At 67.5% G+C, this 16,246-nt stretch carries 18 protein-coding genes; 10 read left to right on the top strand and 8 right to left on the bottom strand.

Annotated elements, in window-relative coordinates; all coding sequences use genetic code 11:
• Positions 1-43 precede the first annotated feature (43 nt).
• On the bottom strand, positions 44-2,431 hold the full coding sequence (locus ACWCPQ_RS10145; protein ID WP_449896797.1) for a penicillin-binding protein: 2,388 nt from the start codon (positions 2,429-2,431) through the stop codon (positions 44-46).
• Between the two features lie 350 nt (positions 2,432-2,781).
• Here ACWCPQ_RS10145 and ACWCPQ_RS10140 point away from each other — a divergent pair, with 350 nt between their 5' ends.
• Complete coding sequence (locus ACWCPQ_RS10140) at positions 2,782-3,105, top strand: WhiB family transcriptional regulator (RefSeq protein ID WP_327148775.1); 324 nt, start codon at positions 2,782-2,784, stop codon at positions 3,103-3,105.
• Between the two features lie 109 nt (positions 3,106-3,214).
• Here the strand turns inward: ACWCPQ_RS10140 and ACWCPQ_RS10135 are convergent, their stop codons facing one another.
• Entirely contained in the window at positions 3,215-4,354 is a 1,140-nt protein-coding gene (locus ACWCPQ_RS10135) for an ArsA family ATPase (RefSeq protein ID WP_449896796.1), read from the bottom strand.
• Entirely contained in the window at positions 4,351-5,370 is a 1,020-nt protein-coding gene (locus tag ACWCPQ_RS10130) for an ArsA family ATPase (protein WP_449896837.1), read from the bottom strand. The genes ACWCPQ_RS10135 and ACWCPQ_RS10130 overlap by 4 nt, the downstream gene beginning before the upstream one ends.
• A gap of 167 nt (positions 5,371-5,537) precedes the next feature.
• On the opposite strand from ACWCPQ_RS10130, the gene ACWCPQ_RS10125 reads away from it, so the two are divergent.
• The 3 genes from ACWCPQ_RS10125 (at position 5,538) to ACWCPQ_RS10115 (ending at position 7,077) form a co-directional block, all read left to right on the top strand.
• Positions 5,538-5,702 carry a DUF4177 domain-containing protein gene (locus ACWCPQ_RS10125; protein WP_014348616.1) on the top strand — a complete coding sequence of 55 codons (165 nt, stop codon included), beginning with the start codon at positions 5,538-5,540 and terminating at the stop codon, positions 5,700-5,702.
• 5 nt (positions 5,703-5,707) lie between these two features.
• Positions 5,708-6,193: a RidA family protein gene (locus tag ACWCPQ_RS10120; RefSeq protein WP_449896793.1), complete on the top strand. Its 486-nt coding sequence runs from the start codon at positions 5,708-5,710 to the stop codon at positions 6,191-6,193.
• A gap of 68 nt (positions 6,194-6,261) precedes the next feature.
• Positions 6,262-7,077: an MBL fold metallo-hydrolase gene (locus ACWCPQ_RS10115; RefSeq protein WP_449896835.1), complete on the top strand. Its 816-nt coding sequence runs from the start codon at positions 6,262-6,264 to the stop codon at positions 7,075-7,077.
• A gap of 176 nt (positions 7,078-7,253) precedes the next feature.
• Here the strand turns inward: ACWCPQ_RS10115 and ACWCPQ_RS10110 are convergent, their stop codons facing one another.
• Both ACWCPQ_RS10110 and ACWCPQ_RS10105 read right to left on the bottom strand, forming a co-directional pair.
• Positions 7,254-7,928, bottom strand: coding sequence for a Crp/Fnr family transcriptional regulator (locus ACWCPQ_RS10110; protein ID WP_030524212.1), 675 nt, complete (start codon positions 7,926-7,928; stop codon positions 7,254-7,256).
• A gap of 154 nt (positions 7,929-8,082) precedes the next feature.
• Positions 8,083-8,322 carry a hypothetical protein gene (locus tag ACWCPQ_RS10105; RefSeq protein WP_081877169.1) on the bottom strand — a complete coding sequence of 80 codons (240 nt, stop codon included), beginning with the start codon at positions 8,320-8,322 and terminating at the stop codon, positions 8,083-8,085.
• 232 nt (positions 8,323-8,554) lie between these two features.
• Here ACWCPQ_RS10105 and nth point away from each other — a divergent pair, with 232 nt between their 5' ends.
• The 4 genes from nth (at position 8,555) to ACWCPQ_RS10085 (ending at position 12,064) form a co-directional block, all read left to right on the top strand.
• Positions 8,555-9,262: an endonuclease III gene (gene nth / locus ACWCPQ_RS10100; RefSeq protein WP_449896833.1), complete on the top strand. Its 708-nt coding sequence runs from the start codon at positions 8,555-8,557 to the stop codon at positions 9,260-9,262.
• Positions 9,259-9,912 carry a TlpA family protein disulfide reductase gene (locus tag ACWCPQ_RS10095; RefSeq protein ID WP_449896791.1) on the top strand — a complete coding sequence of 218 codons (654 nt, stop codon included), beginning with the start codon at positions 9,259-9,261 and terminating at the stop codon, positions 9,910-9,912. The genes nth and ACWCPQ_RS10095 overlap by 4 nt, the downstream gene beginning before the upstream one ends.
• A 257-nt stretch (positions 9,913-10,169) precedes the next feature.
• Positions 10,170-10,874 (top strand): NUDIX hydrolase, encoded by a 705-nt coding sequence (locus ACWCPQ_RS10090; RefSeq protein WP_449896789.1) that lies wholly within the window; start codon positions 10,170-10,172, stop codon positions 10,872-10,874.
• Positions 10,871-12,064, top strand: coding sequence for a MarP family serine protease (locus ACWCPQ_RS10085; protein WP_449896787.1), 1,194 nt, complete (start codon positions 10,871-10,873; stop codon positions 12,062-12,064). The genes ACWCPQ_RS10090 and ACWCPQ_RS10085 overlap by 4 nt, the downstream gene beginning before the upstream one ends.
• A gap of 24 nt (positions 12,065-12,088) precedes the next feature.
• Here ACWCPQ_RS10085 and ACWCPQ_RS10080 read toward each other — a convergent pair whose 3' ends face one another.
• The 3 genes from ACWCPQ_RS10080 to nhaA are packed head-to-tail and all read right to left on the bottom strand — an operon-like array spanning position 12,089 to position 14,856.
• Positions 12,089-13,057 carry an alpha/beta fold hydrolase gene (locus ACWCPQ_RS10080; protein ID WP_449896785.1) on the bottom strand — a complete coding sequence of 323 codons (969 nt, stop codon included), beginning with the start codon at positions 13,055-13,057 and terminating at the stop codon, positions 12,089-12,091.
• Positions 13,058-13,106: 49 nt separating this feature from the next.
• Positions 13,107-13,607, bottom strand: coding sequence for a phage holin family protein (locus ACWCPQ_RS10075; RefSeq protein WP_449896783.1), 501 nt, complete (start codon positions 13,605-13,607; stop codon positions 13,107-13,109).
• 37 nt (positions 13,608-13,644) lie between these two features.
• Positions 13,645-14,856, bottom strand: a complete 1,212-nt coding sequence (gene nhaA / locus ACWCPQ_RS10070; RefSeq protein ID WP_449896831.1) for a Na+/H+ antiporter NhaA — start codon at positions 14,854-14,856, stop codon at positions 13,645-13,647.
• A gap of 489 nt (positions 14,857-15,345) precedes the next feature.
• On the opposite strand from nhaA, the gene ACWCPQ_RS10065 reads away from it, so the two are divergent.
• Positions 15,346-15,726: a polyketide cyclase / dehydrase and lipid transport gene (locus ACWCPQ_RS10065; RefSeq protein ID WP_449896781.1), complete on the top strand. Its 381-nt coding sequence runs from the start codon at positions 15,346-15,348 to the stop codon at positions 15,724-15,726.
• A gap of 42 nt (positions 15,727-15,768) precedes the next feature.
• Complete coding sequence (locus tag ACWCPQ_RS10060; protein ID WP_449896779.1) at positions 15,769-16,206, top strand: SRPBCC family protein; 438 nt, start codon at positions 15,769-15,771, stop codon at positions 16,204-16,206.
• The last annotated feature ends 40 nt before the right edge of the window (positions 16,207-16,246 follow it).

The following is a 16,246-nucleotide window of genomic DNA, read 5'->3' as shown; positions in this document are numbered from 1 at the left end:
GGACCGGGATCCCGGTCCTACAGCCGCGCCCACACCGGCCGGGTCACCGGGGGATGGGTACCGGGATCGGGATCGGTGGCAGGAACGGCGGCAGCGGCAACCCGGGAGCGTTCGGGGTGGTCGCGGCCGGCCGGCCCGGCGGCGGTGGTTCACGGACTGTGCCGTCGCTGATGTAGATCGTCACCTGCGATCCGGGAATCGCCGACCCGTTCGGTGTCGATCCCGTGACCGTGCCCTTGGGTGCCGAGCCGGTCGAAGTCACCGAGGTGACCTTGAAACCGGCGCCGGTGAGCGCTCCGGTCGCCTCGCCCGCGGTCATCCCGACGACATCGGGTACCTGTGCGTTCTCGGCGCCACGGACATATTTCTCGTCGACCGGCGGCAGGGCCGGGGGCGGGAAGTTCGCCACCACCCCCTTGACGGCGCCGAACCAGGTCCGGGCGGGCTCGTTACCGCCGAACAGGCCGTTGGCATCGCTGGCAGGGCAGTTGCGCAGGGGGAAGGAGCAGATCTCACCGGGGGTCGGGCTGTCGCCGTAGACGTAGACCGAGCCGGCGAGGGAATTGGTGAAGCCCAGGAAGGCCGAGGACCGGTGGCTTTCGGTGGTACCCGTCTTGGCGGATACCGGCATGTTCCATCCGGCCGATCCGGCGGCCGCCGACGCGGTACCGCCGCCGGCCGAGTCCTTGCCCATGGCATTGGCCAGGGTGTTGGCCAGACCCGGTTCGACGACCTGCTCGCAGGCCTGTTCGGTGAGCGGAACCGGTTTGCCGTAGCGGTCGATCACTTCGGCGATCGGGGAGGGCGGGCACCAGGTCCCGCCGGAGGCGAGAGTCGCGGCCACATTGGACAGTTCCAGCGGATTCACCGCGAGCGGGCCCAGGGTGAACGAGCCGAGATTCTGGCCCTTGATCATATCGGCCAGGCTCTGGTTGTCGTCGTGGCCGGACGTGCCGGGATCGGTGTAGGAGCGCAGCCCGAGGCGGACGGCCATATCCACGGTCGGGGTCACGCCGACGGCCTGGATGAGTTTCACGAAGGCCGTGTTCGGCGAAGTGGCCAGTGCCTCGGTCACCGACATGGGCGACCGGTAGTTGCCGGCGTTCTCGACACAGTAGGTAGCGGGCGGGCAGCCGGGAGCGCCACCGTTACCCATGCCCCGGGCATCGAACCGTGACGGCACATCCAGTTGGGCGTTGGTGCCCATGCCTTTCTCCATGGCGGCGGCGGTGGTGAAGAGCTTGAACACCGAGCCCGCGCCGTCACCGACCATCGAGTAGGGCTGGCCGAGCAGGGTTTCGTGCGCGTCCCGGTTCAGGCCGTAGGTACGACTGCTCGCCATCGCCAGCAGCGGGTGTTTGTCCTTGCCCGGGCCGATCAGCGACATGAGCGAGGCTATGTTCTCCAGATGGGGGTCGGCGTTCGCGTTGACCGAACGTTTCACCGAATCCTGGACGGCGGGATCCAGGGTGGTGCGGATCAGGTAGCCGCCCTTCTCGATCTGTTCTTTGCTGAGCCCGGCATTGGCCAGGTACGACAGGGCGTAATCGCAGAAGAACCCGCGGTCACCGGCGGCGATGCAGCCCCGGGGCAGGCCTTTCGGCTCGGGTAGTACGCCCAGCGGCTGTGATTTCGCGGCGTGGAACTCCGCGGCCCGGCTGGGGATGTTCTGGATCAGGGTGTCCAGCACGGTGTTCCGGCGGTCGGTGACGCCCTCGGGGTTGGTGTAGGGGTTCAGCTTGGAGCTGGACTGCACCATCCCGGCCAGCATCGCCGACTGGGCGATGTTCAGGTCCTTGGCGTCGATACCGAAGTAGGTCTGGGCGGCGTCCTGGATGCCGTAGGAGGAGTTACCGAACGGGACCAGGTTCAGGTACCGGGTGAGCACCTCGTCCTTGGTGAGTTCCTTGTCCAGGGTCAGTGCCATCCGGATCTCGCGGATCTTGCGCGCGGGGGTCGTTTCGATGGCGGCGCGGCGCTCGGCGTCGGTCTTGGCGACCACGAGCAGGTTGAAGTTCTTGACGTACTGCTGGTCCAGGGTCGAGGCGCCCTGCTGGACCTCACCGCTGCTGGTGTTGGTCAGGAAGGCGCGAATGGTGCCCTGCCAGTCGACACCGTGGTGGTCGGCGAAGCGCTTGTCCTCGATGGAGACGATCGCCAGCTTCATATCGTTGGAGATCCGGTCGCTGGGTACTTCGAACCGGCGCTGCTCGTACAGCCAGGCGATGGGATTGCCGGCCGCGTCCACCATGGTGGAGACGGCGGGGACGGTTCCCTCGACAAGTTCCGCGGACACGTTGTCGACGGCGTCGGCGGCGCGGTTCGAGACGAATCCGAAACCTCCGGCGACCGGGAACAACAATCCGGCTACGAGCACGGAGGCGAGTACACAGCTGCCCGCCAGCTTCAGGAGCGCACGTGTGATCGGCACAGCACCAGCGTAGAGGGTCACGGTTCCGGGCTCGTGAGGTGTGGATGCGGGGTGTTGTCTTCGCTGATCAGTGGATTGAGCGGGGTGTATCGCGGAAGGTGCCTGACGTGCGTATACGGGTCGGCGGGCGGCTGCCGGGTGACGGCGCGCAGGCACGGACGTACCAAAAAGTCAGCACTCGGTCTTGCGCAATCGGCATACCTTTACCTAGATTGAGAGCTCAGTGTGATAGAGCTAACACTCAATGTGGAATGTGGTGCACTTCGCAGCGGGGCTCGGGTTGCTGCGGAGCGGCACGCGATTCCGGAGCGCCGTGACCCGGTGTTCGGACTGGCAAAGGGGCACACCAAATGCACATGACAACCCCCGTCGCTCGATTGGACGTAGAGGAAGCCGAAGCAAGGATCGCCTGGGTGGCCCAGGCCCGATGCAAGGAAGTGGATCCCGATCAACTGTTCGTCCGCGGCGCCGCCCAGCGCAAAGCGGCGACGATCTGCCGGCACTGCCCGGTCCTGATGGAGTGCGGGGCGGACGCACTCGACAACAGGGTCGAGTTCGGTGTGTGGGGCGGGATGACCGAACGACAGCGGCGTGCGCTGCTCAAGCAGCATCCCGAGGTGACCTCTTGGTCGGATTTCTTCCACGCTCAGCGCCATCATCAGGTGGCTATGTAAACGAATTCCCTATTGGACGACCAACCGCCGGGCACTCGAGTTTCGAGTGCCCGGCGGTTTGCCTGTTCGGGCCCGATCGAGCAATTGCCGGACCGGGCACGGGAGCCGGTCAGGCCTCCGCGGCGGTCTGCGCACCGGCCAGTTGCGCCCCCACCGCGCGCAGGGCGGCCAGGTCGGTGACATCGAACGGCAGCGCCGTCACCGAGACGATCGGCACCCGCGGATGCGCACCGGTGAACCGGTGCAGCAGATGCTGTTCGCGGCGCGCGGTAGCGACTCGCTGAGCATGCACCCGCAGCACGCCCGCCGATAGCGGATCCGAATCATCGAGGCGGTCGGCGGCGGTGAGCGCGTGATCCGACGGCAGTGCGCACAGCACCGGATGCGTCCGGTTGAGCACCAGTCCGGCCAGCGGCATCTTCTCGGTCGACAACCGGTCCACGAAGAACGATGCCTCACGCAGTGCGTCGGGTTCCGGGGCGGCGACCACCAGGAAATGGGTGCCGGGTTTGGCGAGCATGGCGAATGTGCGATTCGCGCGCTCCTGGAAACCACCGAACAACGATTCCAGCGATTGCAGGAAATTCGAGGCGTCCTTGAGCATCTGACCGCCGACGATCGTCGAGACCCCGCGCAACGCCAGGCTCATCGCGCCTGTGACGAAGCGTCCGACCCCGCGTCCGGGTGCCATGATGACCCGGATCATGCGGCCGTCCAGGAAGTTGCCCAGCCGTTTGGGGGCGTCCAGGAAATCCAGGGCGTTACGCGAGGGCGGGGTGTCCACGACGATGAGATCCCATTCCCGGTGTCCCGCGAGCTGACCCAGTTTCTCCATCGCCATATATTCCTGAGTGCCACCGAACGAGGAGGCCACCGCCTGATAGAACGGGTTGGCGAAGATCTGCTCGGCCTTGTCCGGGGTGGTGTGTTCCAGCACCATTTCGTCGAAGGTGCGGCGCATATTCAGCATCATGGCGTGCAACTCGCCCTTGGCATCGGGCCCCAGTTCCACCCGCTGTGGACTGTTGTCCAGATCCGCGACGCCGAGCGACTGGGCCAGTCGGCGGGCCGGGTCGATGGTGAGGACGACCACCTTGCGTCCCTGTTCGGCCGCGAGCAGGGCGATGGCCGCCGCAGTGGTGGTCTTGCCGACGCCGCCGGAACCGCAGCACACCACGACCCGGGCAGCCGGGTCGGCGAGAATGGCGGCGATATCGAGTGGTGCCGGACCGGCCGGTCGGGTGCTCATCGGACTCCCTGCTCGTTCAGATGGGCCGCCAGTTCGTACAGGCCGCCCAGGTCCATACCGTTGGGGAGGGCGGGCAACAGCAGCCGGGCAACCTCCAGATCCAGCAATTCGGCCGCGCTGACGTCCTGGGCGCCCAGCGTGGCCGAATGCTCGACGGTCTCGGTGAGCAGGCCCGTGAAATCGGCGGCCGACAGGGTGATTCCGGCGGATTCCAGACCGGCCCGGACGGTGTCGGCATCCAGTTCACCGGTGGTGGCGGCGGTACGGGCCTCGGCACTGAGCGGGCTGTGCACGGCGCGATTGACGATCACGCTGCCGATCCGCAGATCGTTGCCCCGAAGTTCGGTGATCGCATCCATGGTCTCCTGTACCGGCAATGCCTCGAGCAGCGTCACCAGGTGGATCACCGTCTGATCCGAATGCAGCAGTGCGGAAACGCCCTCGGCCTGGGCGGCGATCGGGCCGCCCTTGGCGAGTTCGGCCATCGCCTGCGTGACATCGAGGAAACTCGCGATCCGGCCGGTCGGCGGGGCGTCGACGACGACCTCGTCATAGGCGGGACGGCCCGATTCGCCGACCCGGACCACGCACTCTTTGATCTTGCCGGTCAGGATGACGTCGCGCAGGCCCGGCGCGATGGTGGTGACGAAATCGATGGCGCCCATCCGGCGCATCGCCCGGCCGGCGAAGCCGAGGTTGTAGAACATATCGAGGTATTCGAGGAACGCGTGCTCGATATCGAGGGCCAGCGCCACCACTTCGCCGCCACCGTCGGCGGTGGCGATCTTGGTCTCGGTGGGCGGCAACGGTGGCAGGTCGAACAATTGGGCGATCGATTGCCGGTTCTCCACCTCGACCAACAGCACCCGCCGCCCGCCGGCGGCCAGCGCCAGGGCCAGGGCCGCGGACACCGTGGATTTACCGGTGCCGCCCTTACCGGATACGTAGTGCAGGCGGGCTTTCGTCGCGCTGTCGGGCCACCCCGTCTTCAGGCCCGGTTCGGCCGATTCCGACATCGTCGTTGGTTCTGCCACGGTCGCGAGCCTATAACTCGTATCGGGCGGATGCCCGCATACTCCGGTTTGTGTGGATGTGGTGTACCAGACACCGGGAACGTCTCCCTATCGCCGGACCGGCGATCGCGCCGCGGGTCACCGATTCGTACCAAGTAGGCTCCGTGCGCATGAGCGATGTGACCCTGTGGGAATACGCGACCGTACCGCTGCTGACCCATGCGACCAAACAGATTTTGGATCAGTGGGGCGCCGACGGCTGGGAGCTGGTGACCGTGCTGCCCGGCCCGACCGGCGAGCAGCATGTCGCCTACCTCAAGCGGCCGAAGCAGTAAACGCCATGGCGGAATCCGAAGCGAATCGTCCGGCGACCGAATGGCGGGCCAATCTCGACCGGCTCGGCCTGACCGTCCCCCCGGTGGTGGCGCCGGTCGCCGCGTACGTGCCCGCACTGCGCACCGGCAATTACGTCTACACCTCCGGGCAGCTGCCCTTCGTGGCAGGTGAACTGTCGGCGGTCGGCAAGGTCGGCGCCGAGGTGTCGCTCGACGAAGCGGTGACCGCGGCACGCTGGTGCGCGGTGAACGCGCTGGCAGCCGTACACGACCTGGTCGGCCTGGACGAGGTCGTGCGGATCGTGAAGGTAGTCGGGTTCGTCGCTTCGGCACCGGGTTTCACCGATCAACCGCTGGTGATCAATGGTGCGTCGGAGTTCCTCGGAGTGGTGTTCGGCCCGGCGGGCGCGCACGCCCGCTCGGCGGTCGGCGTCTTCGAACTGCCGAAGAACACGCCGGTGGAGGTCGAACTGATCGCCGAGGTCCGCTGAGCGGGTTCGACGGTCCCGGTTCGGCACACCCGCGGCGGAGCCCATAGATTCGAAGGGGCGACTTTCGAATTGGAGGTGTCGTGGTGACACTCACCCATCCGGCCTATGGGCAACTCCGTGCGGTGACGCCGTCGGCGTCGGTGCTGCTCGCGAACAATCCGGGACCGATGACCCTGGACGGTACGAACACCTGGATCCTGCGGTCACCCGATCGCACGGACTGCGTGGTGATCGACCCGGGCCCCGACGACGCGGAGCACATCGCGGCGATTGCCGGGGCCACCGGTGGCGCGGTGGCGCTGACCCTGATCACCCATCGGCATCCCGACCACACCGGGGGGATCGACGAGCTGGTCCGCCTGACCGGGACACCGGTGCGGGCCGTGGAACCGGAGTTCCTGCGCGGAGGGGGGACCGTGCTCACCGACGGCGAAGTGATCGAGGTCGCGGGCCTGCGGATCACCGTGCTGCACACCCCCGGGCATACCGCCGATTCGGTGAGCTTCCTGCTGGCGGACGCGGTCCTGAGCGGTGACACCATCCTGGGCCGGGGCACCACAGTGCTGGATCGTGACGGCACCTTGCGGGACTATCTCCGGTCGATGGACCGGCTGCTCGAAACCGGTGCCGGGCGGGCGCTGCTGCCCGCGCACGGACCGGATCATCCGGATGTGGAGCCGGTGGCGCGGTACTACATCGCGCACCGGCACGAGCGACTCGCACAGGTCCGCGCCGCGCTGGAAGAGCTGGGTGTCGACGCGGACGCAATGGATGTGGTTCGCAAGGTCTATTCCGACGTCGACGAGAGCCTGTGGCCGGCCGCCCGCAGTTCGGTGGAATCGCAGCTCACGTATCTACGGTCGGAGCCGGACGCGCAGAACTGAGTGGATTCGTCAGCGGGCGGCGGCCCGGGGGTGACCCCTCGGAACGCCGCCCGTTCGACGTGGGAACGCACCGTGGTGCTCGGCGCGTGACCGGACGGACCGGTGAACAACCGGACAGTGGCCGGCCCTCCGCAATCGGGCCGGCTTCCCGGACTCGTCGCGCCGCCGGTTCGACGTCAACGGGCCCGGCGGGCCAGCCGCTCGGAGTCGGAGATCAGCACGCTCTTGCCCTCGAGGCGCAGCCAGCCGCGATGCGCGAAATCGGCGAGTGCCTTGTTGACCGTCTCCCGGGAGGCGCCGACGAGCTGGGCGATCTCTTCCTGGGTCAGGTCGTGGGTCACCCGCAGCGCACCGGCTTCCTGGGTGCCGAACCGCTGCGCGAGCTGCAACAGCGCCTTGGCGACCCGGCCCGGGACATCGGTGAAGATCAGATCCGCGAGGTTGTTGTTGGTGCGGCGCAACCGGCGGGCCAGTACCCGGAGCAGCTGTTCGGCGATCTCCGGGCGCTGATCGATCCACGACTTCAGCGCATCGCGATCCATGGTCACGGCACGGACCTCGGTCACCGTGGTGGCGGTGGAGGTACGTGGGCCGGGATCGAAGATGGAGAGCTCGCCGAACATATCCGACGGACCCATGATGGTCAGCAGGTTCTCCCGGCCGTCCGGGGAGCGGCGGCCGAGCTTCACCTTGCCGGAGGTGATGATGTACAGCCGATCGCCCGGTTCGCCCTCGTTGAAGATGACGTGGCCGCGAGGGAAATCCACGGGCTGCAGCTGTTTGGCGAGTGCAGCCACCGCGGTGGGCTCAACGCCTTGGAAGATGCCTGCTCTGGCGAGGGCCTCGTCCACGAATGTGCTCCTTAGGAAAATGGCTGTAGTCGTCGGGCGGACCGATGCGGTTCGGCCGACAGTGCAGTCTACGCGGCCTTATCGACGCGCAGTGACAGACACCACGTAAGGAGGTTAACCGTGGGCGAGTCGGGACGGTGCGGCGCCCGCACGATCAGCTCGCACGGGCGATGTCGACGGTCTCGCGCGCCTCCTCGCTGCGATTACGACGGCGGCGCATACGCGCGACCGCCGCCGGTAGTCCGAGCTTCGTCAGCTCGTTGACCTCGGCGTTGCTGGCCTTGTCCAGGTAGGCCTGGACTTCCTCGTCGGGCTCGAGAAGTTTGCGCAGACGGTTCTCCACCCGTTCCATGCCGAGTGCGAACAGCATCAACACCACTGGGAAGAGCACCACAGCGAGTCCTTGCATGCCGGGTAGTTAACACGGTCGAGGTCTCAGATGGAATACGGGAGTAGAACTGAGAAGGCAACGTTGTCGGACGGTTCCGTATGGTGGACGGGTGCGTACCTCCCCCTCCGATACCGTCGGAAGCGACATTTCCGGCACGGCCGAGGCGACTGTCCCGGGCCCGGCGAAAGGCGGGGCGCGCACCCGTGGATCCGGCGCCCGACCGGCGGAAACCCGATTGGGTCTGGTGCGCCGTGCCCGCCGTATGAACCGGTCGCTGGCACGCGCATTTCCCGACGCGCACTGCGAGTTGGATTTCGGTAATCCACTCGAACTCGCGGTGGCGACGATCCTGTCGGCGCAATGCACGGATGTGCGAGTGAATATGACCACTCCGGCGTTGTTCGCCGCCTATCCGGACGCCCGGGCATATGCCGAGGCGAACCGTGCGGAGCTGGAAGAACTCATCCGCCCCACTGGTTTCTACCGCAACAAGACGAATTCGCTCATCGGCCTCGGACAGGCACTGCTCGAGCACTACGACGGTGAATTACCTCACACGATGGCGGAGTTGGTGCGATTGCCGGGCATCGGTCGCAAAACGGCCAATGTGATTCTCGGCAATGCATTCGGAATTCCGGGCATCACGGTCGATACCCATTTCGGTCGGCTGGTGCGTCGTTGGGGCTGGACCGCCGAAGAAGATCCGGTAAAAGTCGAACACGCGATCGGTGCATTGATCGAGCGCAAGGAATGGACGATGTTGTCCCACCGGGTGATCTTCCACGGGCGCCGCGTCTGCCACGCCCGGAAGCCCGCGTGCGGGGTGTGCATCCTGGCCAAGGACTGCCCCTCGTTCGGCGCCGGACCCACCGACCCGGAGGTGGCGGCTGCGCTCGTGAAAGGGCCCGAGGCGCCGCATCTGCTCGAACTGGTGGGCCGGTGAGCCGCATACCGGTTTTCTGGAAATGGGCATTGACGGCGGTGATAGTGGCATTGGCGGCGGCAGCCGCCTTCTGGCCGCGTGGCGGTTCGGATGAAGCCGGGCCCGTCCCGGAACCGGCCCGGCGCACAGATCCCGCGTTGCGGGCGGCGTCGGGCGTGGCCGAGTGTCCGCCGGAATCGGTCCCGGCCGGGGCGCCGGGTCCGCTGACGGATATCGTGCTGACCTGCCTCGCGGACGGCTCACCGGAGTCGCCGGGCCGGCTCACCGGCCGGCCCACGGTACTCAATCTCTGGGCCTACTGGTGCCAACCCTGCCGGACCGAACTGCCGCTCTTCCAGGAATACGCCGACCGGGCCGGAAACGCGGTGCAGGTGATCACGGTGCACAGCGACCCGGACGAGACGAAGGCGCTCACGCTGCTGGCCGCGCTGAACGACGATCTGCGGGCGGCCGGCCGCCCCGAGCTGCATCTGCCCGCCCTCCAGGACCCCGACGCCCGAGTACGTGCGGCCGCGCAGGCGCCGAATGCCCTGCCGATCACCGTCCTGGTCCGTCCGGACGGTTCGATCGCCGACTACGTCGCACGGCCGTTCCACGATGCCGACGACATCGCGGCCAGCGTGGCCGACGCACTGGGAGTCCACGCATGATGCGGTACCTCCGCCTTCGCTGCGGCCTCCGCGGGCCGGATGTGGCCCGTTCGCGGGAGGTTCTTCGGTGCGATGCCTTCGCTGCGGCCTCTGCGGGCCGGACGTGGTCCGTTCGCGGGAGGTTCTGTGACGCTGCGGTACCTCCGCCTTCGCTGCGGCCTCCGCGGGCCGCAAGTGATCTCTTCGCGGGAGGCTCTGTGATGTCTTCGTCTTCGCTGCTCTCGCCGAGAGCCGCATGAGCCCCCGAGGAATGCTCCGTGACAGGTGAACAGGTGCCGCCCTGGCTGGGCCGGGCGGCAGGACCGGGGCAGCCCGATTTCTCCGACACCCTCGGCCGCGCGCGGATACTGCGCCGGAAGCTGGCGGGTCAGGTGCGCGAAGCCGCGGTCCTGGTGCTCTTCGCGGGTGATCCGACCGCGGACCCGGACGCGCCGGGCGGGCTGCCCGCCGACGCCGAGGTCCTGCTGACCCAGCGCGCGTCCACCATGCGCCAGCACCGGGGGCAGGTCGCCTTTCCCGGTGGCGCGGTGGATCCCGGCGACGCGGGGCCGATCGATACGGCGCTACGGGAAGCCTGGGAGGAGACCGGCCTGGACCGGGCCGGAGTGCAGCCGATCACGACACTGCCGAAGCTGTTCGTCCCGCCCTCCCGGTTCGATGTGACCCCGGTCGTCGCCTACTGGCGGTCCCCCAGCGAGGTGCGGGTGGTGGACCGGGGGGAGACCGACCGGGTGGTTCGGGTACCGATGGCGGATCTGCTGGATCCGGCAAACCGCTTCCTCGTGCGCAGCGCGCTCGGATACTCGAGTCCGGCGTTCCAGGTGGACGGAATGTTGGTCTGGGGACTCACCGGCGGCATACTGGCCGGACTCATGACTTCACTGGGCTGGGAAGCGGAATGGGACCGAACCGACGTGCGTGATCTGGAAGAGGCGTTGGCCGCGGTGGGGATGGTGTTGTGAGCTCCTCTGCGTGGCTCGATATAGCGGTTGTCATATTGGCGCTCCTGGCCGCCTCCTCCGGGTGGCGGCAGGGCGCGGTGGCGTCCGCACTGGCTTTCCTCGGAGTGGTACTCGGCGCGGTCGCCGGCATCCTGATCGCCCCGCACATCCTCGTGCACATAGATGAGGGCCGCAGCCGGGTATTGGCCGGTGTGCTGCTCATCGTGCTGCTGGTGATCGTCGGTGAGGTCGCGGGCATGGTGCTCGGCCGGGCCGCGCGCAGCGGGATGACCCATCCGTTCGCCCGCGGTGCCGACAGCGCGATCGGCGCGGTCCTACAGACCGGCGCCGTCCTGGTGACGGCATGGCTGCTGGCACTGCCGCTGGCGACCTCGTCGCAGCCCGCCATCGCCTCGGCCATCAACAGCTCCCGGGTACTCGCCGAGGTCAACCGGGTCGCGCCGGACTGGTTGCGCCAGCTGCCCAACGAGTTCTCCAAACTGCTCAACACCTCGGGCCTGCCCGATGTGATCGGTCCGTTCGGCCGCGCGCCCATCGCCGCGGTGGAACCCCCGGACCCCAGCGTGCTGGCCAGTCCGGTCGCCGGTTCCCTGCAGCAGAGTGTGCTGCGCATCCGCGGCGTCGCACCGAGCTGCCAACGGGCACTGGAAGGTTCCGGATTCGTGATCGCTCCGGAGCGGGTGATGACCAACGCGCACGTCGTGGCCGGGACCACCAGCGTGACGGTGGATTCCGCCAACGGTCCGCTGGATGCCTCGGTGGTCGAATTCGATCCGTCCATGGATATTGCGGTGCTGTCGGTGCCCGGACTGGTCGCGCCGGTCATCCCGCAGGCGCCGGAGCCGGCCGATTCGGGTGAGAGCGCGATCGTGCTCGGGTATCCGGGTGGCGGCCGGTATACGGCGAGCGCGGCGCGGGTGCGCGAAACGCTGGATCTCACCGGCCCGACGATCTACCGGGACGGCACCGTCGAGCGTGAGGTCTACACCGTGCGCGGTTCGGTACGGGCGGGCAATTCGGGTGGGCCGCTGGTCGATACCCAGGGCAATGTGCTCGGGGTGGTGTTCGGTGCCGCCGTCACCGACGACGACACCGGCTATGTGCTCACGCTCGACGAGGTCCGGGAACGTATCGATATCGCACCGTCGGCGAATTCGCCGGTGGATACCGGTCCGTGCGTGCTGAGCTGACAGCGGGGAGGCCGCGCCCGCCCGTCAGGCGGGACGTCCCGGTCTGCGCCGGTCCGCGCCGGCGAGCAGCTTCACGATCTCGGCGGTGACCGCGTCCGGATTCTCCTGATGGGCGAAATGCGCCGCGTCGCGGATGGTGACCACCCGCCGTTGCGGTGAGAGCTGGGGTCCGCGGTGCACGGTCGCGGGCAGGATGTACCTGTCGTGCTCGCCGCGGATGGACACCACGGGTATTTCGATCGGTTTACGCATGACCGCGATGAACCGGCGGCCGTCGGCACGCCATTGACTGCGGAAGGCCCAGCGCCGGTATTCCAGCCCGCAATGCGCCGAGCCGGGAATCTGTATGGCCGAACGCATCCGGTCGGCGCTGTCCGCGAATTCCGGGGTACGCGCCCAGGCCCGCGAACCACGGGCGGCCAATATCGCGACAGCACCGGCACCGTTGTCGCGGGTCAGCCGGGCTTCGGGAAGGCGGGGGAGCTGGTCGCGCAGGAAGTCCGGTAGCCAGGCGCGGCGCTGAGCGTTGTCGCGCAACACCGAACTCTTCAGAGCCGCCGGATGCGGGGAGGACACCACAGCGATCGATCGCACCAGCCGGGGATGCAGTACCGCGGTCGCCCAGCAGACCAGGCCACCGTCGGCATGCCCGACCAGCGTCGCACTGGTATGACCGAGCGCCCGGATCAGCCCGGCGATATCACCGGCCAAAGTCCAGCCGTCGTAGCCGCGCGGCGGTTTGTCGCTGTCGCCGTAGCCGCGCAGATCGACCGCCACGACATGGTTGCCGAGTTCGGCGAGCGCGGTGAGCTGATGGCGCCACGACCACCAGAAGTCCGCGAAACCGTGCAGCAGGACCACCAGCGGCGCGTCCGGATGCTCCGGCCCCGCGCTCGCCACATGCAGCCGTATCCCGTTGGCGTGCACATCGCGGTGCGTCCAGGGGCCGCCGAAGCGCACGCTGGACGGGTCCGGTGGAAAGTTCGACGCCACGTGGTCCGAGCGTAGTGAACGCCGGGCTGTCGCTGTGTGCCGGACCCGCCTACCGCTGCGTGGTCTTCTCCAGCGCGGTCGGGTCGTCGTGACTGCCGAAACCGGACGGCAGCACGGTGCGGGTCTGCTTGAGCGAATCGATGGTCTTCTCCGGCGCGCGCAGCTTCTTCACCTTGCGGTAGCCGAGGAAGGCCAGCAGTGCGGTCACCACGATCATGAACGCGAAGACGATCCAGAACGCGGCCCACCGGGTGAGCCAGATATCCAGCGTCTCGGCCACGGCGAAGAAGAAGAAGAAACTGCTGAACAGCAGTACGGTCAACGCGCCGATGAAGTAGACGCTGCCCTGCAGGCCCTTCTTGATCTCACCGGTGACCTCGGCCTTGGCCAGGGCCACTTCGGCGCGCACCAGGGTCGAGACCTGTTCGGAGGCGTCGCGGACCAGACTGCCGAAACTGGCCGATGCGTGCGGGTCGATCTCGGACAGCGGAATAGAGGTGACCGCGCCGCCTCGTACACCGTCTCCGTTACCGCCCTGTGTGACACTCACGTGGTCGACCCTCTCCCTGTCCCGATCCTGCTCGGTCTTACTGTTCTGGTTCTAGCGCATCCGCGTCTCGCCGCGCACGGTGGACACGCCCACGCCGCAACAGTAGCGCCGAACCGGCCACCGATGCCGCCATGGACGTCACCAGGACCGCGGCCTTGGCGAGTTCGGCGGAATCGGGGTAGTTCTCCAACGCCAGTTCCGCCACGAGCAGGCTAACGGTGAACCCGATCGCGCCGAGCACCGACAGGGCGAACATATCGCGGTAGCCCAGATGTGCCGGACGTTCGGCGATCCCGGTGCGGATGGCCAGCCAGCTGACCCCGAAGATGCCGGTTGTCTTGCCGACCAGCAGGCCGAGGATGATCGCCAGCGACAGCCGGTCGGTGAACAGCTCGCCGAACATCGCACTGCTGATCGGCACCCCGGCCGCGAATAGCGCGAACAACGGCACGCACAGTCCGGCCGAAACAGGTTGGAAAAGGTGCTCCCACCGAGCGGCGGGCGCCTCGGCCTCGCCGTCGTCGGGCCGGACTCTGGTGAGCAGACCGCAGGCCACACCCGCGAGCGTCGGATGGACATGCGCCTCGTGCAGGGCATACCAGCACAGCAGCGCCAGCAGGATATAGATGAGCGGTGAGGTCCAACGTCGGTGCTGCGCGAACCACCAGCCCGCACAACACGCCAGGGCCACGGCCAGCCAGGTGAAGGCCAGGCCGGTGGTGAACAGCACCGCGATCAGCACGATCGCCATCAGATCGTCGACGACCGCGAGGCTCAGCAGGAACACTCGCGCGCTGGCCGGGATCCGGGAACCGGTCATGGCCAGTACCGCGAGCGCGAAAGCGATATCCGTGGCGACCGGGATGGCCCAGCCGCGGTCCATTCCGTCCACCCCGAAGCCGATGGTGAAGGCGATGATCGCCGGAGTCACCACGCCACCCGCCGCCGCGATGATCGGGAGCGCGGCCCGTTTCGGATCGGCGAGTTCACCGATGACGAGTTCGCGTTTGAGTTCGAGCCCGGCCACGAAGAAGAAGATCGCGAGCAGTCCGTCCTTCACCCAGTCGGCGAGGGTGAGATCCAGATGCAGCCGCGGGATGGCCAGATGTGTTTCGGTGAGGTCGATATAGCTCTGCCCCCACGGCGAGTTCACCCAGAGCAACGCCACCGCAGCCGCCACCAGCAACAGTGCGCCACCGACGGTTTCGGTCCGCAGATAGCGGGCGAGTTCGGACCGGGGCCTGCTCAGCACGGGAAACCTTTCGGTCGGACGGACGTCTACCGCGCCCGCCGTGGAAGCTGCCCTCCACCGACACACGCCGATTTCGCCGACCAGACTTCCCGGCACACCATGCGCAATTGTATTGGCCCCGCCTTCGGCGGGGCGGGTGGGGCCCTCGTGACCCCGGTTCTTCACTCCGCCGCTCAGTCGCTGCGCTCCTTCGCTCTGTCGCTCCAGAACCGGGGCGGGCCCCGCCGACCGAGGTAGACCATCCGGGAAACAAAGACGGAAGAGAAAACATCCGGATCAGGCCGTCCGTGCTGACGTAACCCGTATGTGTCGAGTTTTACGAGACACCTCAAAGGGTTGAGGCCCGTCTCGCCGTTCAGGCCTCGAAAGCGCATGAGCCGAAGGCTCGAGTCTCGAGGCCTGAACGGCGAGACACCAGGGGGCCTCGACCCCACCCGCGCCAGCGCGCCAAAAACACAGCCGCGGCGATCTACTACGCTCACCCGGGTGAGCAGTATCCAGGTCGCGGACCAAACCTTCCTCGCCGCTTCCGGCGCCGCGGTCGCGGCCGCTTTGGACGGCCCGGCCCGCTGGCGGCGCTGGTGGCCCGATCTCGAGCTGGATGTCCGGGAGGATCGTGGCGACAAGGGGATTCGCTGGTCGGTGTCGGGGGGGTTGACCGGCACCATGGAAGTGTGGCTGGAGCCGTCGCTGGACGGCGTGATCCTGCACTACTTCCTGCACGCCGAACCGCCCCGGCCGTTGCCGCCGCGCAAACTGGCCGCCGCGAACCGGGCACGCCGGGTGGCGGGCAAGGTCATGTCGTTCGAGGTCAAGGACCGCCTCGAGGACGACCGCCCGGCCGGAGTCGCTCCGCACGACAACTGACGGATTTCGTACCGTACCGCCGAAAGGAACCCCAGAAACCCTATGGCCGACCGGACCCAGAGATCGATCGTCATCGCGGCACCCGCCCGGCAGGTGATGTCCGTTATCGCCGATCTGGCGTCCTACCCGGAATGGGTATCGGCGGCCAAATCGGTGGAGGTACTCGAGACCGGACCGGACGGCCGGGCCCGCACGGCGCGGTTCGTCCTGGACGCGGGTGTCGTCAAGGACACCTACGTGCTGTCCTACACCTGGCAGCCGGACGATATGGCCGTGAGCTGGACTCTCGTGACCGGTGAACTGCAGAAGGTGCAGGAAGGCCGGTACGAACTCGTCGAACAGTCCGGCGGCGGCACCGAGGTGCGCTACGAACTGACCGTGGACCTGACGATTCCGATGATCGGGATGTTCAAACGCAAGGCGGAGAAGGTGATCACCGATACCGCGCTCAAGGAACTGAAGAAACGGGTCGAAGGCTGACCGGGCCGCAGCGTTCCGGCGGCGATTCCCGCGGCGGCGG

It is taken from the genome of Nocardia sp. NPDC001965 (assembly GCF_053594175.1).
The sequence above is the reverse complement of the archived record's forward strand: the minus strand, read 5'-3'. Positions and strand labels throughout refer to the sequence as shown.